22 protein-coding genes are annotated in these 25927 nt (G+C 62.4%); 4 read left to right on the top strand and 18 right to left on the bottom strand.

Features of this window, described 5'->3' with window-relative positions:
• From KHO30_RS06590 to KHO30_RS06520, 15 genes are all read right to left on the bottom strand, one after another.
• Complete coding sequence (locus tag KHO30_RS06590) at positions 1-1278, bottom strand: NupC/NupG family nucleoside CNT transporter (RefSeq protein WP_211700368.1); 1278 nt, start codon at positions 1276-1278, stop codon at positions 1-3.
• A gap of 193 nt (positions 1279-1471) precedes the next feature.
• Complete coding sequence (locus tag KHO30_RS06585) at positions 1472-2656, bottom strand: thiolase family protein (RefSeq protein WP_211700996.1); 1185 nt, start codon at positions 2654-2656, stop codon at positions 1472-1474.
• A 48-nt stretch (positions 2657-2704) separates the two neighbouring features.
• The gene (locus KHO30_RS06580) at positions 2705-4135 is read right to left on the bottom strand and encodes an efflux transporter outer membrane subunit (protein ID WP_211700367.1); all 1431 of its coding nucleotides are present in this window, start codon (positions 4133-4135) and stop codon (positions 2705-2707) included.
• A 10-nt stretch (positions 4136-4145) separates the two neighbouring features.
• Positions 4146-5717: a DHA2 family efflux MFS transporter permease subunit gene (locus KHO30_RS06575; RefSeq protein ID WP_200619283.1), complete on the bottom strand. Its 1572-nt coding sequence runs from the start codon at positions 5715-5717 to the stop codon at positions 4146-4148.
• A gap of 6 nt (positions 5718-5723) precedes the next feature.
• On the bottom strand, positions 5724-6812 hold the full coding sequence (locus KHO30_RS06570) for an HlyD family secretion protein (protein ID WP_200619282.1): 1089 nt from the start codon (positions 6810-6812) through the stop codon (positions 5724-5726).
• Between the two features lie 87 nt (positions 6813-6899).
• Positions 6900-7322, bottom strand: coding sequence for a MarR family winged helix-turn-helix transcriptional regulator (locus tag KHO30_RS06565; RefSeq protein WP_211700366.1), 423 nt, complete (start codon positions 7320-7322; stop codon positions 6900-6902).
• A gap of 80 nt (positions 7323-7402) precedes the next feature.
• Positions 7403-7825 (bottom strand): MarR family winged helix-turn-helix transcriptional regulator, encoded by a 423-nt coding sequence (locus tag KHO30_RS06560; RefSeq protein ID WP_054040360.1) that lies wholly within the window; start codon positions 7823-7825, stop codon positions 7403-7405.
• A 117-nt stretch (positions 7826-7942) separates the two neighbouring features.
• The gene (gene hutG / locus KHO30_RS06555; RefSeq protein WP_211700365.1) at positions 7943-8947 is read right to left on the bottom strand and encodes a formimidoylglutamase; all 1005 of its coding nucleotides are present in this window, start codon (positions 8945-8947) and stop codon (positions 7943-7945) included.
• Positions 8944-9717: an amino acid ABC transporter ATP-binding protein gene (locus tag KHO30_RS06550; RefSeq protein ID WP_093634872.1), complete on the bottom strand. Its 774-nt coding sequence runs from the start codon at positions 9715-9717 to the stop codon at positions 8944-8946. Before KHO30_RS06550 ends, hutG begins: the two co-directional genes overlap by 4 nt.
• Positions 9714-10382, bottom strand: coding sequence for an amino acid ABC transporter permease (locus KHO30_RS06545; protein WP_175048863.1), 669 nt, complete (start codon positions 10380-10382; stop codon positions 9714-9716). The genes KHO30_RS06550 and KHO30_RS06545 overlap by 4 nt, the downstream gene beginning before the upstream one ends.
• Before the next feature lie 17 nt (positions 10383-10399).
• Positions 10400-11155, bottom strand: a complete 756-nt coding sequence (locus KHO30_RS06540) for a transporter substrate-binding domain-containing protein (RefSeq protein WP_093634874.1) — start codon at positions 11153-11155, stop codon at positions 10400-10402.
• An 82-nt stretch (positions 11156-11237) separates the two neighbouring features.
• Positions 11238-11987: an IclR family transcriptional regulator gene (locus tag KHO30_RS06535; protein ID WP_200619279.1), complete on the bottom strand. Its 750-nt coding sequence runs from the start codon at positions 11985-11987 to the stop codon at positions 11238-11240.
• 213 nt (positions 11988-12200) lie between these two features.
• Positions 12201-13091, bottom strand: coding sequence for a transglutaminase family protein (locus tag KHO30_RS06530; protein WP_093634876.1), 891 nt, complete (start codon positions 13089-13091; stop codon positions 12201-12203).
• The gene (locus tag KHO30_RS06525) at positions 13088-15754 is read right to left on the bottom strand and encodes a circularly permuted type 2 ATP-grasp protein (RefSeq protein ID WP_211700364.1); all 2667 of its coding nucleotides are present in this window, start codon (positions 15752-15754) and stop codon (positions 13088-13090) included. Before KHO30_RS06525 ends, KHO30_RS06530 begins: the two co-directional genes overlap by 4 nt.
• 45 nt (positions 15755-15799) lie before the next feature.
• The gene (locus KHO30_RS06520; RefSeq protein WP_093634878.1) at positions 15800-19273 is read right to left on the bottom strand and encodes a transglutaminase family protein; all 3474 of its coding nucleotides are present in this window, start codon (positions 19271-19273) and stop codon (positions 15800-15802) included.
• A 20-nt stretch (positions 19274-19293) separates the two neighbouring features.
• Here KHO30_RS06520 and KHO30_RS06515 point away from each other — a divergent pair, with 20 nt between their 5' ends.
• Both KHO30_RS06515 and KHO30_RS06510 read left to right on the top strand, forming a co-directional pair.
• Positions 19294-19503: a hypothetical protein gene (locus KHO30_RS06515; RefSeq protein WP_200619277.1), complete on the top strand. Its 210-nt coding sequence runs from the start codon at positions 19294-19296 to the stop codon at positions 19501-19503.
• An 83-nt stretch (positions 19504-19586) separates the two neighbouring features.
• Positions 19587-20837 (top strand): zinc-binding metallopeptidase family protein, encoded by a 1251-nt coding sequence (locus tag KHO30_RS06510; RefSeq protein WP_093634880.1) that lies wholly within the window; start codon positions 19587-19589, stop codon positions 20835-20837.
• Between the two features lie 113 nt (positions 20838-20950).
• Here KHO30_RS06510 and KHO30_RS06505 read toward each other — a convergent pair whose 3' ends face one another.
• From KHO30_RS06505 to phaP, 3 genes are all read right to left on the bottom strand, one after another.
• Positions 20951-22225 carry a DUF3443 domain-containing protein gene (locus KHO30_RS06505; protein ID WP_093634881.1) on the bottom strand — a complete coding sequence of 425 codons (1275 nt, stop codon included), beginning with the start codon at positions 22223-22225 and terminating at the stop codon, positions 20951-20953.
• 11 nt (positions 22226-22236) lie between these two features.
• A complete protein-coding gene (locus KHO30_RS06500) occupies positions 22237-22686 on the bottom strand; it encodes a DUF2844 domain-containing protein (RefSeq protein ID WP_093634882.1) in 450 nt (149 codons plus the stop codon).
• A 582-nt stretch (positions 22687-23268) separates the two neighbouring features.
• Complete coding sequence (gene phaP, locus KHO30_RS06495) at positions 23269-23697, bottom strand: phasin family protein (protein ID WP_093634883.1); 429 nt, start codon at positions 23695-23697, stop codon at positions 23269-23271.
• Positions 23698-24049: 352 nt separating this feature from the next.
• Here phaP and KHO30_RS06490 point away from each other — a divergent pair, with 352 nt between their 5' ends.
• On the top strand, positions 24050-24496 hold the full coding sequence (locus KHO30_RS06490; protein ID WP_211700363.1) for a hypothetical protein: 447 nt from the start codon (positions 24050-24052) through the stop codon (positions 24494-24496).
• 592 nt (positions 24497-25088) lie between these two features.
• Complete coding sequence (locus KHO30_RS06485; RefSeq protein WP_093634930.1) at positions 25089-25859, top strand: DUF4410 domain-containing protein; 771 nt, start codon at positions 25089-25091, stop codon at positions 25857-25859.
• Positions 25860-25927: the final 68 nt, after the last annotated feature.

Genomic DNA, 25927 nt, shown 5'->3' with positions numbered 1-25927 from the left:
TCAATTCAGCGTCAGGAACATGCCCGCAATCGTGGCGCTCATCAGATTCGAGAGCGTCGCGGCGAGCACGACACGCAGGCCGTAGCGCGCGACTTCGGCGCGGCGTTCCGGTGCGACGGCGCTAAAGCCGCCCGTCAGCACCGCAATCGACGCAAAGTTCGCGAAGCCGCACAACGCAAACGACAGAATAGCAAGGGTTCGCGGATCGAGCGCCTGCAAGCCGGCCCCGCTTACGCTTGCGGCATCTTTCAGATACGGCGACAGCGACGCATATGCGACGAATTCATTGAGAATGATCTTCTGCCCGAGGAAATTGCCGGCGATTGCGGCTTCGCTCCACGGCACACCAATCAGATACGCGAGCGGCGCGAATACCGTGCCGAGCACCGATTGCATCGACAGTTGCGGATGCCCGAACCAGCCGCCTATGCCGCCCACAATGCCGTTGAGCAATGCGATCAGGCTGACGAACGCGATCAGCATCGCGCCGACCATCACAGCGATTTTCAGGCCCACGGTCGCGCCGGAACTCGCGGCTTCAATCACATTTGCGGGGCGTTTTTCATCGAAGCTGAGGTCCTCGAGATGTACACGGCTCGGCTCGGTGGTCGGGTGAATGATCTTGGCGAACAGCAAGCCGCCGGGCACCGCCATGAACGACGCGGCCAGCAGATATTCGACCCGCACGCCAAGGCCCGCATAACCCGCCAGCACCGAACCGGCAACCGCCGCCATGCCGCTCGACATCACCGCGAACAGTTCGGCACCGGTCATATCGCGCGTGAACGGTTTGACCACCGCAGGCATTTCGCTTTGGCCAAGGAAGATCGTTGTAACGGCTGAGAAGGATTCGAGCTTCGATACGCCGAGCAGTTTCTGGAATATCGTGCCGAGCACGATCACGATCCAGCGCATCACGCCGAGGTAGTACAGCACGGAAATGAGCGCGGTCACGAAGATGATGGCCGGCAACACCCGCACGGCGAAAACGAAGCCGCCGTCGCCGAAGACCTGGAACATCTTCGCCTGCACGAGGCCGCCGAACAGGAACTCGATGCCCGCGTTGCCATAGCCGAGTACGTGATTGACGCCGGACGCAGCGGCAGCCAGGACCGTCTTACCAAATGGGACGAAGAGAATGAAAGCGCCGATACCAATCTGCGCAAGCAGCGCCGCAATTACAGTCCGTAAGCGGATGGCGCGCCGGTTGGTTGAAAAGATGAAAGCGATGAGCAGCAGTACGGCAATACCGAGGATGTTTCGAGCGATCAGTGCCATGTCTCTTGGTGTTCTTGTGAAAGTGGCAATGATGCTAAACGAAACTGATGCTGGAGAAAAAACTTTCAACGTCGCGTAACGACTGTCTGCTGCACGGCGCAGCGCGATTGATGCACGTTGCATCTAAACGGCATCAAAACGGTCGCGGCGCGATCGCGGTTCGTGGCACCGCGACGCGCCGCAGCCACCGATCTCAAATCACTTCCAATGCCAGCGCAATCCCCTGCCCGCCGCCGATACACAACGTGACGATGCCGCGTTTCAGGCCGTCGCGGCGCATCGAATGAAGCAGGCGTGTCGTCAACACCGCACCGGTCGCACCGATCGGATGACCGTGCGCGATCGCGCCGCCCTGCACATTGATGAGTTCATCCGCGATGCCGAGTCTGCGCGCCACCGCGATCGGCACGGCAGCGAAGGCTTCATTGATCTCGAAGCGTTCAACGTCATTGAGTTGCCAACCCGCACGAGCCAGGGCCATTTGCACGGCCGGCACCGGACCGAGGCCGAACATACCCGGTTCGACGGCCGCGATGCCAAACGCCACTAGCCGCGCGAACGGTTCGATGCCACGCGACTCGGCGAACCCACGATCAGCGACCAGCATGGCTGCCGCGCCGCTGTTCAGGCCCGGCGCGTTGCCTGCGGTAATCGTGCCGTCCGGACGGAATGCAGGACGCAGTTTGGCGAGCGTTTCAACCGTGGTATCCGGGCGCGGCTGTTCATCGCTCGTAAACTGCTGCGGACCTTTGCGCCCCGGAATTTCGACGGCGACCAGTTCAGCGTCGAAATCGCCGCGCGCCTGCGCTTGCCCAAAACGCTGTTGCGAACGCGCGGCCCAACGGTCCTGCGTTTCGCGCGTGAGGTCGAACTGCGCGACGAGGTCCTCGGTATGCCAGCCCGAATGCTCGCCGGAGAACGCGTCGTTCAGGCCGTCGCGCAGCAGGCTGTCATGGATTTGCGCGTTGCCCATCCGGTAGCCCCAGCGGCCGCCGTCGAGCAGATACGGTGCGCGGTCCATGTTTTCCATGCCGCCGGCCACGGCTGCATCGCCGAGACCAAGCCAGATTTCCTGGGCCGCGGATGCAATCGCCTGCGCGCCCGAGCCGCACACACGATTGACCGTCAACGCAGGCACGGCCACCGGCACGCCGCCGCCAATCGACGCCTGACGCGCCGGATTCATCCGGTTGCCCGCCTGAATCACGTTGCCCAGCACCACCGAGGCCAACGCGGCCGGATCGAGACCGCTGCGCCGCAGCGTTTCACGCACCGCGACCGCGCCGAGTTCGGTTGCGGGTACTTCTTTCAACGATCCGCCGAATGCGCCGATCGGCGTTCTCACCGGATTGCAGATCACTACTTCACGCGTACTCATCATTCATCTCCAGTTGGACTACAACTTTCACCGTCACATCCACGCGCATCAATTCGCCGATGCGGCCGTGACCGTTTCGGGGACATCCCAGCCGCCGCCGAGCGAGCGGTACAGCGCGACCGCTGCGAGCGCATGCTCGCGTTTGGCCTGATTCAACGATTCGGCATCGCGCAGATACGCCTCCTGCGCGGTGAGCACATCGAGGAAGTCTGTCGCGCCGCCCTTGTAAAGCTCACTCGACAGACGCAGCGCGTGGTTCGAGGCATCGAGCGCGCCGCCCAGGCGTTGCACCTGCACCGCGCCGCTCACCAGGTCACTGCGGTTGTCTTCGATTTCCTTGAGCGCCTGCAGCATGGTTTGCTGCAGGCCGAGTTGCGACTCGCGCATCCGGCTCTCGCTCGCATCGATATTCGCGGTGATGCGGCCGGCGTTGAAGATCGGACTCGTTGCGTTCAAGGCGGCGCTAAAGAGGTTGTCGGTCAGCGTCGGCAAGCCGAGGTACGACGAGGCCAGCAGACCATCGGCGAGATTGAGCCTGAACTGCGGATAGCGCTGCGCTTTGGACACGCCCACTTCCGCCGCGCGCTGTTCGACCGTGGCGTAGGCATTACGCACGTCCGGGCGCTGCAACAGCGCTTCCGACGGCAGCGTTTGCGGCACGCTTTGCGCGGGCACCGGAATGTCGCGTGCATTGGCGAGCAGCAAGCCGTCGACGCTCTCCGGCGTGCGCCCCGAATACACTGCGATCAGGCTGAGTTGATGCTGCACCGTCGACTGGATACGCGGGATCTGTGCCTGCAAATCTTCTAACTGATTCTGTGCACGCGCGACGTCGAGTTGCGTCGACAATCCGTAATGCAAACGCTGCTGCGTAAGTTTCAGCGCACGGGCGCGGATCTGTTCGTTGTCGCTGAGAATCTGCAATTGCGATTGCGCCCAACGCAGATCGATATAGGCCGCGGCCGTGTTCGCCGCGAGTGCCAGGCGCAGTTGATTCAAAGCCGCCTGCCGACCCGACACTTGCGCTTCGGCTGCGAGAACAGCGAGACGTTCGCCACCGAAAACGTCCGGCTGCCAGCTGGCCGTCACGCCGACGCCGGCCTGACGCACATAGCCGAGCGGTGGTGGCGTGTTCTGGCGAGAGTCCGATGCCGTCGCGCTAGCGTTCAATTCAGGCAGCAAGGCCGCGCGATTCTGCTTCGCGAGATCCTGCGCCTGCTTGACGCGTTCCACCGCGGCCTGCACGTCGAGATTGCCCGTCAGCACCGATTCCACCAGTTGATGCATGACGGGATCGCCAAATTGCGCCCACCATGTATTGGCGTTGATGCTGTCTTGAGGAGCATCGACATTCCACGCGGTCGGGGCGACGGTCTGAACCGTATGCGGCAGGTCCGCGTGCGTTTCAGGCTGCACCGCGCATGCCGCCAGAGTCAGCAGTGCCGCGCTCGCGAGTACTTTCATAACGATTGGTTTCATGCTGATTTCCTCAATGAGCATCGGGCGGTGGCGCGGTATTGCCAAACGGGCGCGAGAACAGCACGCTCAGCAAACCGACGACGAAACAGAGCGACAGCGCAAAGAACGTGTCGGAGAACGTGAGCACGAGCGCTTCGCGCATCAGCAGCGAATGCAACGCGCCGAGGCCCGCGTTGGCCGCATTCAGCGCATCGCCGCCGACAGCCGCGAAGTGCGCGCTTTGCTGCTGCAAGATCGACTCGATCGCCGGACGGCCCGTGCTCAAATGTTCGTCGAGCCGCTCGTAGTGGAGATTCAAACGATCGTTGAGCATGGTGCTGCTCACGGCAATGCCAATCGCGCCGCCGAGATTGCGCATCAGATTGAAGAGCCCGCTGGCGGATCGAAGCCTCGACATCGGCAATGAACCAAGCGCCATCGTGACGATGGGCGGAATGCAGAATTGCTGGCCAATGCCGCGCAACGCCTGCGGGATCAGCAATTCCTGCCAGCCCCACTGATTGGTCAGCGGCACATACAGATAACAGCCGACGCCGAACAGCACCAGGCCGAACACCAGCAACAGGCGCATATCGACAAAACGCGCGACTATCGAATACGCGACCATCGCGACCAGTTGAAAACATCCCACTGACAGCAACGCCACGCCGATCTGCAACGAATCGAAGCCGCGCACACGTGACAGGAACACCGGTGTCAGGAATACCGCGCAGAAAATCCCGATACCTGTGATGAAGGACAGCAGACTGCCGATTCCGAAGTTGCGGATTGCCAGTGCGCGCAAATCGACGATCGGCTCTTTTGCGGTGAACGCGTGCACGATGAACAGGAATCCGCAGATCGCCGCTACCCAGGTACACGTGAGGATCACGTCGTCGCCGAACCAGTTCTTGCGCGGCCCTTCTTCCAGGACGTATTCAAGGCAACCCAGAAAACCGGACATCAGCAGGATGCCGAGATAGTCGCCCTTTTTCAGCAGTGAGAGATCGACGTTGTCGAAGTGCACGTACTTCGGCACCAACAGCGTGACGGCGAGACCCGGCACGAGATTCAGATAGAACAGCCAGTGCCACGACCATTGCGATGTGATCCAGCCGCCAATCACCGGACCGACCGTCGGTGCGAGCGTGGCGAGCGCGCTGATGGTGGTGGACGCAATCAGGCGCTGCTTGCCGGGGAACAGCACGAATGCCGTCGTGAACACGGTCGGAATCATCGCGGCACCGAGCGCGCCCTGCAGACCGCGAAACAGGATCATCGAGTTGATGTCCCATGCCAGGCCGCACAACATACTGGTGACCGTAAAGCCCAGCGCGGAGAACGCGAACACCCAGCGCGTCGAGAACACACGCGTGAGCCAGCCGGACATCGGGATCACGAGAATCTCCGCGATCAGGTACGCGGTCTGCACCCACGAGAGCTCATCCTGGCTCGCGGACAAGCCGCCGCCGATATCCTTGAGCGAAGACGCCACGATCTGGATATCGAGTGTCGCCATGAAAAAACCGAGGCACATCAGCACGAACGCGAACACTTTGGTGCGTGTCGGCAGGTCGGCGGGATTGGCAAGGACCTGAGTCATGATCGTTTAACCGTGAGCAGCGTCGAGATGCACTTTCACCGTCGCCGACAGGCCTGGGCGCAATACGCCCTCCATGTCCTTCGGCACCTCGAGGCGCACGCGCACCGGCACCCGTTGCACGATTTTCGTAAAGTTGCCGGTCGCGTTTTCCGCCGGCAGCACGCTGAAGGTCGCGCCGGTCGCGGGTGCGAGACTCTCAACCACGCCGTGAATCCGTTTGCTCGATGCATCGAGATCGACGTCGACACCGTCGCCAACGTGCATCTTCTTCAACTGATCTTCCTTGAAGTTGGCGTCGATCCACAGTCCGCTCGACGGCACCACGGTCAGCAGGGACACGCCAACGTTCGCCAGCAAGCCGACGCGCGCGGTGCGATTACCGACGTAGCCGTCGATCGGCGAACGGATCGTGGTGTACTCCACATTCAATGCCGCGACCCGCTGCGCCGCCTGCGCGGTGGCGATGCGCGCCTGTGCGTCACCGATCTGCGCGTCGAGCACGGCGATCTGCCGTTGCGCCGCGATCAGGGCTGCGCTGCTGCGGTCGACCGCGGCATGCGCCTTGGTCAGATCGGCATCCGCGCGCTCCACGACCTGGTTCGATACCGCATCGTCCTTCACGAGTTCACGATAGCGCGCCTGATCGGCGGTGCTGCGCGTCAGCTCGGCGCCCGAGGCGCGAACTTCGGCGGCCTGCTCGTTGATGGTGGCAAGCTGCAGGGACTTCTTCGCCTGCAACTCGGTAACAGCCGCCTGTGCACTCTCCACTTCCGCACTGGCTTGCGCGAGACGAGCGTCGTAATCGCGTGCATCGAGCCGGATCAGCACCTGATTCGCATGGACGAACTGGTTGTCCCGCACCAGCACGTCCGTCACGAAACCGTTCACTTTCGGCGACATCACGGTCACATCACCGCCGACGTACGCGTCGTCGGTCGTTTCGACAAAGCGGCCGACGAAGAACCAGTACGACGCCGCAAGCGCCAGCACCGCGAGCACAGTGATGACCGCGAGCAGCATCCACGGAATGCGCCGTGCCGGTTTGGCGGCGTTCGCCGCGCTGGGCGGAGCAATAGTCGAGGGTGTAGTGGACATGATGTCTGTATGTGTGTATGCACTCGTTAAGCTTGAAAAAAAGCGCGTTGTGCTGCGCCGGCTTGACCCGCTTCACGCGGGGCAGATTCAAACGGGGTCTTTTGTAATGGCGAACAACTCAGTACGCAGTGCCGCCGCGCGCTGCTCGCCGAAGCGATCTTCGAATTCGGCTTGCGCCGCATACCAATGCTTGCGCCCGGCTTGCAAACGTTCCTCGCCGGCCGCCGTCAGTGCGATCGACAACGCCCGCGCATCCGCCCCAAGCGTCTCGCTCGACACCAGCCCGTTGCGCCGCAGCGGCTGGATCGTGCGAACCAGCGTGGTGCGCTGCATGCGCATGGCTTCGGTCAGTTGCTTCATGGTCATCGGACCCACGCGCTTTAAGCGCCCCATCAGCGAAAACTGCGTGATGGTGAGGTCGACGTTCTCCAGGTGACGATCGTAAATCTGCGACACATAGCGTGCGGCCTGGCGGATCGCAAAGCAGTCGTCGTCGAAAAGCCCGTCCATCGCTACGCTTCCTTTTCGTGAGTGCGTATGCACATAATCAGGCGTAAAAAAGCTCGTCGAAACGAGCTCATACGCTTTGTTTATCCGGTGATGCCGAAGAGCTCGGAGCGCAGCGCCTTGGCACGTGCGTGGCCGAATTTTTCCTCGAATTCGTCCTGTGCGGCACGCCATGCGATTGCCGCCTGATCGAAGGTTGTTTCGCCCTTCTCCGTGAGACTGAACAGAAACGTGCGGCCGTCATGCTCCGCCGATTCGGCAACCACCAGTCCGTCACGCTGCAACGGTTTCATGGCGCGGACCAACGTGGTGCGCTCCATGACCATGGCGTCTGCGAGGTCCACCATCGGCAGGTTCGGTGTGCGCGCGAGCTTGGCGAGAATCGTGAACTGCGCAGCCGTCAGCCCTACTTCGCCGAGATGGCGCTCGTAGATTTGCGTGACGTGCCGGGCCGCCTGGCGCAGTGCGAAACAGTTGCATTCGTCGTAAGAGAGAGGACGGGTCATGTTGCGGAGTGTATATGTGCATACGCACTATGTCAAGGCCACTTTCGCTCAGACAGTACCTCGGAGGGTTCGACAGGCCGGTTTGCGGTCCGGGGGCGTTCGTGGAGTAAGGGAGTGCTAAAGCAACCGATATGCCAACCGCGCCGCTGCCCTCGCCGTGCGCTTGTCCTGATCGAGCGACGGGTTGTACTCCGCAATATCCGCCGCGCGCAGCTTGCCCGATGCCCGCACGCGCTGCACCATCGCTTCGACTACCGACAAGGGCACGCCCAACGCGGCAGGCGCCGATACGCCCGGCGCGGTAGCGGCCGGGAGCACGTCGAGATCGATAGTCAGGTAAACGTCGTCCGCCGAATCCAGCAATTGCTGAAGGTCGTCCAGACGCTGCGGCAATTGCGGTTCCTGCATATCGACGTCGAGCACGTAGCGCACGGCGAGTTCCTCCGCATGCGCGAACAGCGAAGCGGTGTTGCCCAGATCGCTGATGCCGAAGCAGGCGTAGTTGAACGGCACACCCCGCTCGGTGCAGTCGTTCGCAATCTGATCGAATGGCGTGCCTGAATTAGCCGGCCGCTTCTGACGCAGATCGAAGTGGGCGTCGAAGTTAATGATGAGTAGTTTGCGGGTTGTGGCGGCCACGGCCTCAGCTCGAGCCCCATCCACGCGATCCTGATGCAAGCGCAAACCGCTATACGTCCCCCACGCAACCTCGTGACCGCCGCCGAACACCAACGGCCGGCCGCCGCTCGCGAGCACGTCGCTCACCAGGTTCGCGAGTTCCGCCTGCGCGCCTTCGAGATCGCCGTCATCGCACACCACATCGCCCGCATCGGCGAGCGTCGTCATCGACGTCTTCGCCGGCAGACCGGCCAGCACGCGGCGCAACTCCTTCGGCGCATGCGCCGCGCCAACACGCCCCTGATTGCGACGCACGCCTTCGTCAGAGCCAAAGCCGACGATCACAGTCGCATCGCTTTCAACGGACGGCGCTGCGCGTAAAACATCCTCACGCCGCCGCGCGCCGCCGAATGGCACCACCTGATTGAAAATACGCCGGGTGTCGCCAGGCTCACCCTCATCGGAACGGCCGCTCCACACCTTGTCGTCGAACAGAACTCTCATGCGCGCGACAACACCGCCTGCAGGAAAGCCCGCGTGCGCGGCTGCGACGGCGCCGAGAAAATCTCAGCCGGCGGCCCCGCCTCGACAATCACGCCACCGTCCATCACCACCACCACGTCGGCGACTTCCTTCGCGAAACCCATTTCGTGCGTGACGACGACCATCGTCATGCCTTCGCTCGCGAGCAGCTTCATCACTTGCAGCACTTCGCCGACCAGCTCGGGATCGAGTGCGGAAGTCGGCTCGTCGAACAACATCACGCGCGGTTGCATCGCCAACGCGCGAGCAATGGCAACGCGCTGCTTCTGACCACCCGACAGGCTCGCCGGCATCACATGCGCCTTGTGAGCCAGACCGACTTTTTCCAGCAACGCGGTTGCAGCCGCTTCGGCTTCGGCCTTGCTGGCGCCGCGCAACATCCGCGGACCGACCGTGATGTTATGCAGCACGGACAGATGCGGAAACAGATTGAACGACTGAAACACCATGCCCACTTCGGTACGCAGCGCATTCAGCGAGCGTTCCTTGAGCATCTCACCATGATCGACCAGCCGATGCCCGCAGATATCGATCGTGCCGCCTTCGGCCTGTTCAAGCCCGTTGCAGCAACGCAGGAACGTACTCTTGCCCGAGCCGCTCGGCCCGATCACGACCACCACCTGCTGCGGTTGAATGTCGAAGTCGATGCCGTTGAGCACGGTATGCGAACCGAACGATTTGGTCAGCCCACGAATGCTGACGATAGGTTCATCTACTTTTGCGGTGTTCATTGCACCATCCCTCCTGCACGCAAGCGGCGCTCCACACGATGCAGCGCGTAGTTCGTCACCTGCGTCAACACCAGATACACCAGCGCGATGGCCAGATACACTTCGAGCGAACGGTACGACACGCTGATGATCTTCTGGCCTTCATGCATCAGATCGTCGATCGTCAGCAGCGACACCAGCGCCGAGTTCTTGATCAAAGCGATGAACTCATTGCCGAGCGGCGGGATCATCCGCACGATCGCCTGCGGCAGAATGATTGCGCGCATGGCCTGCCCCGACGACATGCCGATCGAGCGTGCAGCTTCCATTTGCCCGCGATCCACCGACTGAATCGCACCGCGCACGATCTCCGACACATAAGCCGCCGAATACAGGCCAAGCCCAAGCATCCCGCACACGAAAGCCGGCAATAGAATGCCGAATTGCGGCAAGCCGAAGAACAGCAGGAAAAGTTGCACGAGCAACGGCGTGCCGCGGAAAAACGTGAGGTAGGCCGTACAGAAGGCGTAGACGATGCGCCGCTTCGGCGTGAGCCGGCCAATACCGATCAGCAGGCCCAGCACACAGCTCAGCGCGAGCGCGGCGGCAGTCACTTCGACCGTCACCAGCGCGCCGTGCATGATGTCCGGCCAGCCGGCAATCACCGGCGAAAAATCGAGTTCCATTGTGTCTGCTCAGCCGGTTATTGCGCCGTGGCGCCGAACCACTTCTTGACGATCGCCGCGTACGTGCCGTCCGCCTTGATCTTCGCCAGCGCTGTGTTGAATGCGGCCTTCAGTTGCGGTTCGTCCTTGCGCACGGCGATACCGTAGGCTTCGGTCGTCAGCGGCTTCTCGAGCACGCGGAAACCGCCGCGCGTCTTCACCAGCTGATAGGCGGCCGGCTTGCCGGTCACGGCCGCGTCAGCACGGCCAATACCCACCAGGTCAAACATTTCCTGATTCTTTTCGACTTCGACACGGTTGATTTGCGGGAAGTTGTCACGCAGGAAGTTGACTGACTTCGTGCCCACCTGGACCGAGACTTTCTTGCCGTTCAGGTCGGTCACCGACTTGATCGGCGAATCGCTTTTCACCAGCGCGACGAGGCCGCCCGCGTAGTACGAATCGGTGAAGTCGACCACTTTCGCGCGTTCATCGGTGATGTAGATAGCGGAGATCGCCGCGTCGAAACGATGTGCGATCAAGCCCGGAATCAGGCCCTTGAAGTCGATATCCGTCCATTGCACACGCTTGCCCATGGCTTTCGCGAGCGCATTCATCATGTCGACGTCGAAGCCGGTGCGCGCGCCGTTGTCGGTGTACTCCATCGGCGGGAAGGTCGCATCCGTGGCGACGTTCAGCACGTCCGGCGTCTGTGCGGACGCTGCACCGGAAAACCCGGCGAACGTCACCGCAAACGTAACGCATGCGAGGGACAACAGTCGATTCAGTTTCATGGGAGGGCTCCTTGTGGTTCGTTCGGTTAGTTCAGTTCGTTCGGTATCCAGATCGAATACGGCCGCGAGCGGCCCTGCCCGATCAATCGGTTTGCATATGCTCGGAAATAGCGCGGGCCGTACGTAGCGTCCCGTCGATGAATTGGCTTTCGCGGCCGATCGCGCGCGTGGACGGCGCCATCAGCGTGATCGAGGCGCTGCTTCCGGCGCCGCGTCCGCTGCGATGAAATATCGGGGCGCTCACGCCCCACACGCCCGGATCGACTTCGCTGTCGCTGACGGCGTAGCCCTGAGCGCGAATCTGTTCGAGTTCGGCTTCGATTGCGGCGCGGCCGGCAGGGTCGTTGTCGAACAGGTTGTCGAGTACTTCGGTGCGTGCCTTGTCGGCCATGAACGCCAGCAGCGATTTCGCCGAAGCCCCAGCTTTCAGCGGCACGGCGCGGCCTTTCTCGAACGAGCAGCGCAACGAGTGCTGGCTGTCGACCATTTCCAGGCACATCACCTGATGCTTGACGGCGACCACCAGCCCGATGCTTTCCTGCGAAGCGCGCGCCAGTTGCTGCATCTCGGTGCGGCTCGCTTCGACGAGCAGCGAATTCACATCGAAACCAAGCGCGAGTTGCAGGCTGATCGGACCCGGCGCGTAATGCCCCGCGTTTTCAGCGACGAAACCCCAGCGCTTGAGCAACGCGATTTGCCGGTACAGCGTGCTTTGCGCGAGACCGGTGACAGCGAGCAGATCCTTGACCGACATGGCCTTGCCATGACTGGCGAGTGCGGCCAGCACCAGCAGCACCCGTTCAGCTCCTGTCACACCCTGTTCCGCGTTCACGATGAAAACTACCCATAATGAATAACGGAATCAGAATGCCAGAACATTCTCGGATTTCAAAAATTGGATTCCCGCTGAATGGGAATGAAGAGAGAGGGTTTTCCCCGAAAGCGGGATAAAAGAGCGTGCCGCAGCGGACGTGCGGCACGTATGGCGGATTCGTTCAACCAGAAAGTGGCTTGCTGAAGGGGTAAAACGAGTAAAAGCAGCCGCTTAGAGCGCGAGCACCGTCACGCCCACTTCCACCCGATGCGCCCCGCCCCCCAGGATCATGCCGCGCAGCAAGGACACGTCGCTGTAATCGCGCCCAATTGCGAGCGTCACATGATCCATATCGGCGAGCACGTCGTTGGTGGGATCAAGATCGATCCAGCCACTCTCCGGGCAATACACGGACACCCACGCATGCGAAGCATCCGCACCGATCAGGCGCGGCTGCCCAGGCGGCGGATCGTTGCGCAGATAACCGCTCACGTAGCGCGCCGGCAAACCTAGCGAGCGCAAACAGCCGATCATCACCTGCGCGAAGTCCTGGCATACCCCGCTCTTCAATTCGAAGGCGCGCTCGGCGGGCGTGTCGAACATCGTCGCCGAAGGTTTGTACGCGAAGTCCTTGTGAATCCGGTGCATCAGATCGATCGCCCCCGCCACGATCGGCATGCCGGGCGGAAAACTCGGCAGCGCATAAGCGCGCAACGACGGACGCGGCACGATGTTCGGCGATGCAAAGCAGAACTCCACCTCAGGCCGGAACTCGCCGCCCACCCAAAACCGCAACTCGTCCGCGACGCATTCCCATTCCGGCGTTTCCTCGGGGTCGAGGTCGGTCCAGCGCGGCATGAGCGCCACCGTGGTTTCGCTGACGAGTTGCAAGCGCTCGTGCGGGGCGTCCAGCGCGAAGTACAGGACGTCGTTGCCGAATGCGTCCATCCGGCTGGTTTGATACGACGGTTCCGGTTCGATCTTTTCGCTGTGCGAGACCACGCGCTGCCACGCACAGGCGATCGGCCGGATCGTCGCGAGATGCTGGGCGGTCTCCACATACGTGGAGTAGTGGTAGGTCGTGCGATGGGAGACGGACAAGACTGTCGGCGCGTTCTTCATGACCACACCTGCGAAGCCACCGTACTGGCATGACTGAAATAGCGCGCGCTGATCTCATGCGCCGCCGCGCCGACGTAGCCGCCAATCTGATCGCACACCGCAATCAGGTCGGCGTATGAATCGTTTTCGTCGATGGCGCACACCGATTCGAGCGCGGGCAAGGAAGCGGCGGGCGGCATCAATTCCGCAAACGGACGATGCCGCATGCTGCCTGCCGCCACGGCGATCTCATCGAGCTTCTTGCGCAGGCGCTCATAGACGCCATAGACGCCGCGCGGATTAGTGGGCTCGATCACCAGCAGATCGAGCAAGGCGGGCACTTCGAAACGGCCCGGATACAGCGAGCGATAGGTCAGCGTGCTGTCGAACAATTGCAGCAACAGATCGAATCCGGCTGGTGTGGAGAGTTGGCCCTTATCGGCGACCACCCGCAAAAACGACGTCATCGCCGACACGCGTTCGATGTGCCGCCCCACGAATAGCAGACGCCACGCTTCGTCGCGTGTCATGCGGTCGCCTTGCGCACCGCTGATCGCCGATAGCTGCACCGACAAACGTTCAAGCGCGTTCATCAGCGTCACGCGGTCATAACGATCGTAGCGTTCGCTGCGCTCGGCGCGACCGTTACCATTCGCGCCGCCCGGCGCTGAACCACTACCGCCGCCATTGCCGTTGCCATTGCCCACCGCAGCCGGCATCAAGGTCTGCAATGCATCGCGGAAATCGTTGCGCGCCGCGAGAATCGTGCGCCAGTGATCGTTCGACAAACGCCCACGCACCTCGCCGTTCGAACGTGCTTGCCATGCGAGGTTCTGGCCAATGCTAGTGGGGCCAGTGCTCTCGCTCAGATTCGCGACCAACGCGCGTTCGAACACTTGCGGCGAATTCGGCGCAAACATATCGCCGGATTGCACGAGACCGCAATGCGTGGCGAGCTCGACCAGCGTGGGGAACATCGCGTCGGCGTCGTTGCCTTCCAGCGAACCGAGAATCAGGCGCAACAGCCGCACGTTGTTTTCGGCGCGTTCGCCATAACGTCCGGCCCAGAACAGATTCTCAGCCGCCCGGCTCGACACGGTGCGATGCTTGCGCGCGAGGTCGGCGGGTTGCATCGGCGAAGGCAGCAGCGTGAAGGTCGACGTCGGCTGGCTCGACAGCACCCACGTGTCGACGCTACTGCCGCCGTACTGCATCGACACCGTCGCCTGGCGCTCGGCGGCCATCCGCGTGAAGCCGCCTGGCATCACGTGCCACCCACCGTTGACGTCGGCAATCGCATAGACACGCAGGACCGACGGGCGGCGGCCGATGGTGCCGTCTTCGTAACGCGGCGTGCAGGAAAAGCGCTGTGCCTGCTGGATCGTATAGGTGTCCGGCATCGCTTCGATGCGCTCGCGCCATGTCGACAGCCGTTGCCGACCCTGTTCGATCCCGGGAGGCGCATCGCGTGCCGCGACCGGCCACGTCGGTACGATGAACGCTTCCTCCAGACGCCCGAATGCGTGGACGCGGGCCGCCTTTTCGCCGCACCACCAGGTGGCCACGCTCGGCAGCACAAGGTCTTCGTCGAGTAAAACTTCGGCGATGCCCGGCAGAAAACCATGCAAGGCAGGCGATTCGACAAAGCCCGAACCCGGCACGTTCGACACGATCACATTGCCCGCGCGCATCACCTGCAACAGGCCCGGCACGCCGATGCTCGAATCCGCGCGCAGTTCGACCGGATCGCAGAACGCATCGTCCAGACGGCGCAGCACGACGTGCACGCGCTCGAGACCGGCGAGCGTCTTCAGATACAGCATGTCGTCACGCACGGTCAGGTCTTTGCCTTCGACCAGCGTCACGCCGAGATAGCGCGCGAGAAACACGTGCTCGAAGTAGGTTTCGCTAAACGGACCAGGCGTGAGCAGCGCGATATGGGGCAAACCATCGGCGCCCGAACTGTCGGGCGACATGGTGGCCTGGGCGGCCTGCGCGAGCGTCGCGATCAGTTGTGAATACGTCGGCGCGAGGCGGCTCACGCGCATCGCACGGAACGGTTCGGCGAATAGCGTCGACACGATCAGCCGGTTTTCCAGCGCGTAACCCAGGCCGGATGGCGCCTCGGTGCGATGCGCCATGACGGTCCAATTGCCGGCGGGCGTACGCGCCAGATCGACGGCGACCACCTGCAGATACTGGCCGCCAAGCGGCGTGAAGCCCTTCACGGAGCGCAGATAACCCGGATGCCCGAACACCAGCGCAGGCGGCAACTGCCCACGCTCGAGCAAGGTCTGCGGCCCATAAATATCGGCGACGATGGCATTGAGCAGATGCGCGCGCTGCGTCACGCCACGCTCGATATGCGCCCACTCGGCCTCGCTAATCAGGAACGGCAGCAGGTCGAGCGCCCACGGCCGCGGCTCGCCGTTATCCGCGTAGACGTTGTAGCTGATGTCGTTGTCGCGGATCTGCTGCGCGACCGAGGCGCGGTGATCTTCCAATCGCGCGATGCCGTCTTCGCCGAGCCGCTCGAAGAATTGCCGCCACGGCTCGCGCAACACGCCCGAGGCATCGCGTAACTCGTCCCAATGTCCTTCGTAGGCCGGCAACAGCCGTAATAAGGACGAAGCGTCCGCGCGTGCCGCGGACGTTTCGAAAGGAAAAGTCGATTGAAAGGCCAAGGTCGTGTCGTTCTTAAAAGTATGCTGCCGCTTCAGTCTACCAGGTTACCAGTAGCGCAGGTCCAACGTAAACGGAAACTCGAGGCTGCGCTGCGGTACACCGACCGTAAGCGGCCCCGGCGTATGACCGGATGCGAAGAAGCGTGCGCGCCGCCGGCTTTCGGCCTCGTAGGCGTTGACCGGGAAGGTCTGATAGTTGCGCCCGCCCGGATGTGCGACATGATACTGGCATCCGCCGACCGAGCGGCCAGTCCATGTATCGACCAGGTCGAAAGTGAGCGGCGCATCCACACCGATGGTCGGATGCAGCGCCGACGGTTGCGCCCAGGCGCGAAAGCGCACGCCGGCCACATATTCGCTGACGCGGCCCGTCGGCTGAAGCGGCACCGGCACGCCGTTGACCGTCACCACATGGCGGTTGTCGTTCAAACCGAGCGCGCGCACTTCGAGCCTTTCCACGGACGAATCCACGTAACGCACCGTGCCGCCCGGCGAGCCCTCCTCACCCATCACGTGCCACGGTTCGAGCGCGTTGCGGATCGTCAGCGAGACGCCGTTCACCGTGGTCTCGCCGACCAGCGGGAAGCGGAATTCGAAGTGCGGCGCGAACCAGCTGCTCTCGAAGGCGAAGCCCGCCTGGTTGAGTTCGCCGAGTACGTCGTCGAAATCCATCTTGGCGAAGGTGCCGAGCAGGAAGCGGTCATGCAGCTCCGTGCCCCAACGTGTGAGCCGCTGCGTGTACGGCGTGTGCCAGAAGCGCGCCACCAACGCGCGCAGCAGCAACTGTTGGACGAGACTCATGCGTGCATGCGGCGGCATTTCGAAGCCGCGCAACTCGAGCAGGCCAAGGCGGCCAGTGGGACCATCGGGCGAATAGAGTTTGTCGATGCAGAACTCGGCGCGGTGCGTATTGCCCGTCACGTCGATCAGGATGTTGCGCAACGAGCGGTCGATCATCCACGCCGGCAGGTTCGCGCTGTCGCGTCCGCCGAGCAGATCGATCTGCCGCTGCAGCTCGCGGAACGCCACCTCCAACTCGTACACCTGGTCGTTGCGTGCCTCGTCGACGCGCGGCGCCTGGCTCGTCGGCCCGATAAAGAGCCCGGAAAACAGATACGACAGCGACGGATGGTTATGCCAATACGCGATCAGACTGGCCAGCAGATCCGGACGGCGCAGGAACGGACTGTCAGCAGGCGTCGCGCCGCCGAGCACGAAGTGATTGCCGCCGCCGGTCCCCGTATGCCGGCCGTCGGTCATGAACTTCTCGCTGCTCAGATAGCTCTCGGCCGCGGACTGATACAGGTACTCCGTGTTGTCGACCAGTTGCTCCCAGCTCGAAGCCGGATGAATGTTCACCTCGATCACACCCGGGTCCGGTGTCACCTGCAGGACCTTCAGGCGCGCATCGCGCGGCGGCGGATAGCCTTCGAGCACCACCTGCATCTGCAATTCGGCGGCCGTTGCTTCGATCGCCGCGAGCAGGTCAAGATAGTCGTCCAGTTCGGTGAGCGGCGGCATGAACACATGCAGCAGCGAGCGGCCGCTGCCGAACGCTTCGGTTTCCGCCTTCGGACCGGCAGCCCGTTTCGGGTCGCGCGCTTCGACGCAGATCGCCGTACGCAGCGTTTCCTTCGACGACTGCCCACGTTCCGGCGGCTGCTGGTCGCCTGACTGAGGCGCAAAGGCCACCACGCCACTGCCCGCCATGCCGCTCAACAGATCCGCCGCTGACGACGACAACGCCGCCGCACGCCGCGCATCGGCGGCGCTCAAGGTGCGCTGTTCGCCGTCGTATTGCATGCGCAATTGCGCGGCCGGACGCAACGGCACCGGTGGCGCAAACGGATCGTGCGCGTGCTGATACGGATAGTCGGTCTTCGACACCCACGGCAGCGAATCGAGCGGCAAGCGATAACCCATCGGCGAATCGCCGGGAATCAGGAACATGCGTTCGTCGCGGAAGAACCAGCGGCCGCTGACCCACTTCGGCGGCTCGTTCGGCACGTCGCGTTCGCGTGCGAGCGGCAGGACAAAACCGGTCGCGCCGCCCAGGCCCGCGTCGAACACGCGCCGCAGACGCACACGCTCCAGCTCGTCATCCAGGCGCGCGTCGAGCGGATCGACGTTGACCGGCAGACGGCGCTCGCGCCACAGGTAGTACCAGACGTCTTCGAAGCCGGGCTGGATGCAGTCCGTGTCGAGCGCTAGCTTGGTCGCCAGATGAGCGAGGAAACGCTGGGCGTCTGCAGCCGTGTAGGTGCCCGGCTCGCGTTCGTCGGCGAAGAGCGTGGGGTCTTGCCAGCACGGCTCGCCATCGGCGCGCCAGTAGAGCGACATCGCCCAGCGCGGCAACTGTTCGCCCGGATACCACTTGCCCTGGCCAATATGCAGAAAGCCGTTTGCGCCGTAGCGCGAGCGCAGCTTGTCCATCAGCGCGACCGCGTAGCCGCGTTTGGTGGGGCCGAGGGCGTCGGTGTTCCATTCGGCGGCGTCGCGATCGCGCACCGACACGAAGGTCGGCTCGCCGCCCATCGTCAGGCGCACGTCCATCTCGGTCAGGCGCTGGTCGACCTGCTCGCCCATTTTAACGACGTCGCTCCACACTTCTTCGGTGAAGGGCTTGGTGACGCGCGGCGTCTCCAGTACCCGTTCGATCGACATGGTGTGCTCGAACTCGACTTCGGACTCGTCGACCGCGCCGGAGATCGGCGCCGCGCTGCCGGGTTCGGGCGTGCAGGCGACCGGAATATGGCCCTCCCCGGCCAGCAGGCCGGAGGTCGGGTCGAGGCCGATCCAGCCGGCGCCCGGCAGGTAGACCTCGCACCATGCGTGCAGGTCGGTGAAGTCGACTTCGGTGCCGCTCGGGCCGTCGATGGATTTGACGTCGGGGGCAAGTTGCAGCAGGTAGCCTGAGACAAAGCGCGCCGCCAGCCCCAGTTGCCGGAGCGTCTCGACCAGCAGCCAGCCCGAATCGCGGCACGAACCCGCGGCGCTGACCAGCGTTTCCTCGGGCGTCTGCACGCCGGGCTCCATGCGGATCAGGTAGCGGATCTCGCGTTGCAGCCGCTGATTCAGTCCGACGAGGAAGTCGGCGGTGACCATCGGCTTGCGGTCAATACTCGCGACGAACTCGGCGAAGCGCGGCGTCATCGGCCGCTTGACGAGGTACGGGGCGAGCTCCAGCGCGAGGCCGGGCGCATACTCGAACGGAAACCGTTCCGCCGACGGTTCGAGAAAAAAATCGAACGGGTTGTAGACCGCCATCTCGGCGACCAGATCCACGGTCACCTTGAATTCACGCGTCTTCTCGGGGAACACGAGGCGCGCCTGATAGTTGGCAAACGCGTCCTGCTGCCAGTTGATGAAATGTTCAGCCGGTTCGACCCGCATCGAATAAGACAGGATGGGGGTCCGGCAATGCGGCGCAGGCCTGAGACGCACGACCTGGGGCGACAGCGCAACCAGCCTGTCGTAGCGGTAATGTGTGACATGATTCAACGCGACGCGAATGGACACACCGGACTCCTGGACAAGGGATGGCAGCCCGCCAAAAAGCAAGCTTCATGCCGTGGATCGAAAAACCGCGAGAACTGGCTGTACTGCCCGGATTACCGCCTGCTGCGAAGTTTGCCGCATCTGTCGACCGTCCGGTCGATCGATCAGCGCGCCTTTCCCTTACCTTTTCAGCAGCCGCGCACCAAAGCGGCGCAGCGCCGATGCACGATCATGCACGTAATGTGCGTTAAACCAGTGACGTCTGGCAAATGCGGCATGAAGATTGCGCGTTAGCTTCGCCCCAAGACTGCCACCCACCACCCAGGTTCGATCAATGAAAACCTTCCACTGCAATCGCTGCTCGCACCTTGTGTTCTATGAAAACGTTCGTTGCGAACGCTGCGAGGCATTGCTCGGATATGTGCCTGAACTGGCCGAAATCAGCGCTTTCGAAGACGCCGGTGAAGGCCGCTGGCGCAGCCTGCACCCGCGTGGCGAGGGTGCATTGTTCCGGCAATGCCACAACTACGCGGTCGAAAATGTCTGCAACTGGATGATCCCCGCCGACTCGCCCGACACGCTGTGCCGCGCCTGCCAGCTCACGCGCACGATTCCGAATCTGAGCGCGCCGGACAACCGGCTCTACTGGTACCGGCTGGAGATGGCAAAGCGGCGTCTGCTGTACACGCTGGCCGCGCTCGGCCTCGACGTGCCCTCGCGCAAGGACGATCCCGAATCCGGCCTGGCATTCGAATTCCTCGAGGACGGCGGCGACGGTGAGCGCGTCATGACCGGCCACGACAACGGCCTGATCACGCTGAACATCGCCGAAGCCGAAGACGCCTACCGCGAGAAGGTGCGCAGCGCGATGGGAGAGCCCTACCGCACGCTGCTCGGGCACTTTCGCCACGAGACGGGCCACTACTACTTCAGCCAGCTGGTCGAGAACGACCCGCGCTGGCTCGAGCCCTACCGCAAGCTGTTCGGCGATGAGCGCGCCGACTACGGCGAAGCGCTGACGGCCTACTACCGCGACGGCGCGCCAAAAGACTGGCAGGGTTCGTATATCAGCGCCTATGCGACGATGCATCCCTGGGAAGATTGGGCCGAAACGTGGGCGCACTACATGCTGATCGTCGACGTGCTGGATACGTCGACCTCATATGGCCTCGCCTTGCTGCCCGACGACCCGAGCGAGCCGACGCTGACCGACCGCACGCCCATCGAAGACGCGAGCTTCGAGAATCTGATGAAACGCTGGTTTCCGCTCACGTATGCGTTGAACAGCCTGAATCGCAGTCTCGGCATGCCCGACGGGTATCCGTTCACGCTGGCCTCGCCGGTCGTGGATAAGCTGCGATTCGTGCATCGGGTGATTGCGGCAGCCGGTGATAAAACGCAACCACGTGAAGCGGCGAAGCCGGCGCCGCTGTCTGCGCCACAACCCGTCGCTCAACCTATGATGTCGCAAGAGCCGGTGCAGGCGCCCGTCATGCAGACAATCGCGCCGTCAGCGCCGCCCTTGCAATCCGAACCCGCCGCCGTCAAAGCAGCACCCGCCAAGCGGGCCACACGCCGGCGTTAGTCCAGTCAGTCACACCCCCCGCACGTGGAACGCTTCGAGAATCTATAAAAAAACCCGCTGCACGATCAACCGGCAGCGGGTTTTTTTCATCGGAGCCAAACCTGGCCGATCACTCAATACGCGACATAAGGCCCCGTACCGCCAGGCGTCGTCTGCTGCTCGACGGCGGCGTACACGTTGCGCCCGTAGAAGAACGGCAGGCCCCAGTCGAAAATCGACGACGTTACAAAGGCCGGTCCCGCCAGCAGCGGCAACGCTGAATCGCCGCTATACGTCTGCGAGATCGTCGTGGCATTGCCGACGCTGAAGCTCACCGCGCTCGTCGTGCCGTTCACCCCCTGGATCATCGCGCTCAACGACTCGGTCGACGCCGGGCAGTAGTAGGCGCTATTGGGGCTCGCGCATGCCGGCATCACACTGGTCTGGAAGAACAGACCCGTCGAGCCGCTGTCCAGAATACTGCTCGAATACGTCGTGCCGTTCTGTACCGTCGTAAAGGTGCCGTTCGACGGACTCACGCCGATCACCTGCGCGCTGCCCAGCGCATTGTTGGTCTGCGTACCGATGCCGAACACCAGTTGCCCGCTGACCGACTGCGCGCCGCCCGACACCGTCGGCAAGCTCAACATCGAACCGTTGTTGTCGGTGGCGAAGTACGGAATCGGATTGGCGACTTGCAGCGCTTCAGCAAGCGGAATCGACGTGCAGGTCGTGCCGCTGCAGCCGTAATACGTGCCGGCCACCGCCTGTTGCACACAGTTCGCGCCGCAGTCGTGCTTGAACACGCCGATGCCCAGAATGCCGTTGGCCTGCAACGTACCCGGCGTGTTGCGCGACGCGCCGACGCTCGCGCAATCCGACGGCACCGAAGCGTAGTTCGGGTCGATCACCTGGATCGGCAGCGAGGCCGCTTTTTCACCGGCGATCTGCAGGTCGGCGAGCTTCACCGAACCCCATGTGTAGCCGTCGAAAAACTGCATGCATTCGGCAACCAGATGGCCCGCGGCGTCCTTCTGTTGCGGCAGCGCCATCGAGGCGGGCAGTTGCGAGGCGAACACGCGCACGCCCCACGAACCGGTATCCACCAGGATGTGATCGATGGTTTGACACTGGCTGGTGCCGGGCGCACAAATCGTGATGCTGACGAACGGCATGTTCGGCACATTGCTCACGCCGGAGTCGACCGTTACGCGCACCGCGTTGGCGGCCACCACCTGCGGCGAAGGCGAGGTATTGGTGACGGTGGGACCAGCCGAAAGGCTCGTCGTGCCGGAACTCGATGAGGAGCTGGAACCGCCGGAGCCGCCGCCTCCACCGCCGCAGGCACTGACGAGCAACGCGAGCAGCGCCGCGCACAGGAGGGTAACGAACGAAGACGTATGGCGCATGATTCGCTCCGTTATTGAATGACGCCGACATCGACGCCCGCAGGCACCGCTTGCGGCAGATAGGCGTAGCCGGCAAACGCGCGCAGGTGCCCGCCGGAGAACACCACCAGATCGCTGCCGGACACCGCGAGCGGCGTGCCACGCCGGGTTGCGGTAGCGGCGACGTACTGGTCGAACGACGCGCCCAGCATGGTTTTCAGATCCGGCAGCGTCGGGCCCTGCCACGCGACACCGAAGACGATGCCGTTGGGCGCGACGTACTCGCGCACCAGCGTGCCGGACGGCATCGTCACCAGGTGCACCGAGTACGCGCTTTGCGTAGTGACCGTATGAGCCACGGCGTGAAGGCTCGTCTGATCGCTGTCGACAGAACTGACGTTCTGGCCGAGCGTGGCGTGCGCGGCAAACGACAGCGCGCAGCCTGCCCCGAGCATTGCGCGAGCAATGCTTGTAGAAAGCATCGGTTTCAAGAGATTTCCTTCGAGGTGAAACGCTCGTGGCCGGCGGATGAGCCGATCACGAACGGGGAATCCAGGGGCGCACTCCTGACCGGCGGTGCCGGTTCTGCATTCACACCGGTTGGGTTGCGTGAATGCGTCTACGGAGTGGCTGCGCGAAACTTTAGTGACCGCGCAAGGGCATGGCAATCGTTTGCGGGATGATTTAAACCTTCTGCTTGCTCGACGCCGTTTGAACCTGTTTGATATTTGAGGACAGGATCACCAAGGGACGTCGCTTGAGCGCAGATTTTGCCGACACGTCCTGTTTAAAGCGAACACACGCATTAAATAACGGGGCCACAGTAGAAAAATATTAATGCGTGTCGCATGTCACCAATAATGTAAGCGTTCGCAGAATAATTCGCGTCTGCGGACCTGTTTCATCTGATCATTGCGGCACGTGCGGACTGCTTTTGTGTGAAGAGAAAATCGCGTACTTATACGGTTCGAAGCGGCAAAAAAATGCCGCGGATAACTTGATGGTCATCCGCGGCATCGGGTACTTCGCTGCTAGTTCATTGCGGCTTCAGCAAGCCGCGTCCGTTACTTTTTCTGCTGCTGTTGCAAGAGCGATTTAAGCTCCTGCACATTTTCTTCTACGCGTTTTGCGATCACCGCATACGACTCAGCCTGCGTCTGATACGCGGCTTGCGCCAACTGCTGCATGTCGGCGAGCGACTTATGCAGGCTTTGCTGGATCAGTTCAGCAGCTTTCGCCGGAGGCGCGGCGCCGCCGGCCGACAACTGCCCGGTGAGCGACTGCAATTCGCCCAACGTGGTGCGCAGCATCTCGGTCTGTTTCTGCGCAAGTGACTGCATACCCTGGAATGCGGTCTGATTCGCCTGAACCAGTGCTTCCACGTCCTTGCGTCGCGCTTCCATGATGGCGGGTACGTCGAAGCCGGGAAGCTTGAACTGCTCCAGCATTTTGGTGAAGTCGCCAAACGGATTGGTGGCGTCAGGTTGGCTCATGCGAAATCCTCCTTAACGGTTGAATACTCGCCCGCAGTGCCTCGCCGCGATGGGTTTCTCCGCATAGGCACCAGTGGCGTCGTGTGCGCCGCGTCTCCGGCAGAGGCGTGCTGCTTCTGGGGTCGGACGGCACATTGCGTCAATCATGCGCCATCCGGCCACATTGCGCCAGCGGGCACACCCTGGCGTTGGGCGTCTCTTTGCCGGAACGTTTGACGGTTTAGGCCACGAAGGATGCAAGGCCCTGTAAGTTACAAGATAGCTTCAGTAACCCGGCAAAACGGCATGTCGACTATCGTTTCCCATGTACCGGCGCACGTTGCGCCGGTACTGTCTCATTGGGAGCGACATCATGAAAAAAGGACTGCTGAGCGCGGCACTGGCCGCTGTTTTGACCGCGGCCGCCACTGGCGCGCTGGCACAGGAAGCGGCCGCACCGCCGCCCGCTTCAGCCCCCGCGCACGGCGAGCCGCATCACGGCGACGGGCCATCTTTCCCGCATGGGCCAATGGGTCCGGGTTTCGCGGTAGTCAACGATCTGGAACAGTTGCGCCGCCTGTATGCGATGAGCGGGCGTGAAGGCGAGATCGTCGCCGTGTATCACGAGGTGTTGAGCAAGACGCAAGATCCGATGCTGCGTCACTACGTGTACGACTCGCTGGCCCGCGAGCAATTGAAGCCGGCCAATCCTGACCAGGCGATTGCGACGCTGCGCACCAGTCTGTCGGAAGATCTCGTTGCGACGAACAGGCAGCCGCATGGCATGCCGGCAGAGGTGCAACCGGCTGCTCAGCAATAAAGCGCGGACTCGATTATCACGCAGTCGAACGGCCGGTAATTCCAACCCAAAGCAAGGGACACGGCAATTCGTCCCGATAGAAAATCGGTTGGAAGCGCTTCCGTCGAAAAGCAGCGCAGCCGATCGGCGCGCTGCGTTAGCTGTCGCACATTGCCGCCTCACTGCCCACTTTTCATCTTCCCTCAGGTGATTAGGATGAGAGCACCGTAACGCTAGTGCCTGGTGAACAATGCGCTATCCGCTCAATATGGCCGTCGCCGCCGTTCTTCTTGTCTTCGTTCTTTGCTGCATCGTCAAACTTGCCTTGAGTTGACACTCTCCCGTCGCATTCACCCCATGCCAAACCTGCCCCACAGCCGCATGTTTCGCCGTGACATTGCGCGAAATAATTGTTGAATGGAGTTCGGGAAGTGACTCGCCCATACTTCGTTTCGCTGCCGGTGCGTACGAAAAAAGACGCATGAGATCAAGGGTGCTTTGCGTGAAAACGCGTGTGCGAATGCAACCCCGATGATCAACGATCCCACGGTTGCCCGATCATCGGAAGATGCATTCGAAGCTAACGGCACCGCGTGCCGACGACAGGATGAACATGTTCACTTCAGTGAGTTTCCTCAAAAAGAATGCCGCCCGTTTTGCATGCGTTGCGATGGTCTGCGGTAGCGCGCTCCTGACCGGTTGCGCCGGCGGCAGCATCAACAACGCGACCCAGACCAGCGCACAGCCGCAAGTGCGCCCGGACAATATCTATGTCTACACCTTCGACACTAATCCGGATCAGGTGAAACTGGACAACGGCGGCATGCTGAAGAAATTGAAGGCGCAACTCGACGGTTCGTCCGCCGCGGAAAAACAATCAGCCGATGCGATCGCCGTGCGTGAGCAGGTGGCCAACGAAATCGTGCATCAATTGCAATCGATGGGGTTGCGCGCGATTCGTTCGGACATCCCCGCCCCGGCCGACCAGAACGTCCTGCTCGTGCAAGGCAGCTTCGACACGATCGACGCGGGCAATCGCCGCCGCCGCGTGCTGATTGGACTCGGCGCCGGCAAGAGCGAGGTAAGCAGCTCCGTGCAGATTCTCTACAAGCCGGCTGGCGGCACCGCGCGGCTGGTGCAAAGTTTCAATGCCACCGGCGACAGCGGCAAAGCACCTGGCATGGTCGAAACAGCCGGCGTGGGTGCAGCCGCCGGAAGCATCGCGACTTCGGCTGCTGTGGGCGGCAGCTTGCACGCTGTCTCCGAAACCAAGAAGGCTGGCGTTTCAGCGGACGCAAAACGCCTCGCCGACGCGGTGGCAAAACAGGTGGCGCAGATCGGTGTAAGCGGCGGCTGGCTCTCGACGGAGCACGTCAAAGGATAAGCAATCCGCAGCAGGCCTGAACGACAAAAAGCGCGTAGCAGAGTGAATGAAATTCACACCCTGCCACG

The sequence above is a fragment of the Paraburkholderia aspalathi genome (assembly GCF_905220735.1).
GTDB classification, from domain to species: domain Bacteria; phylum Pseudomonadota; class Gammaproteobacteria; order Burkholderiales; family Burkholderiaceae; genus Paraburkholderia; species Paraburkholderia aspalathi.
This window is presented reverse-complemented; position numbering and strand designations above follow the sequence as displayed.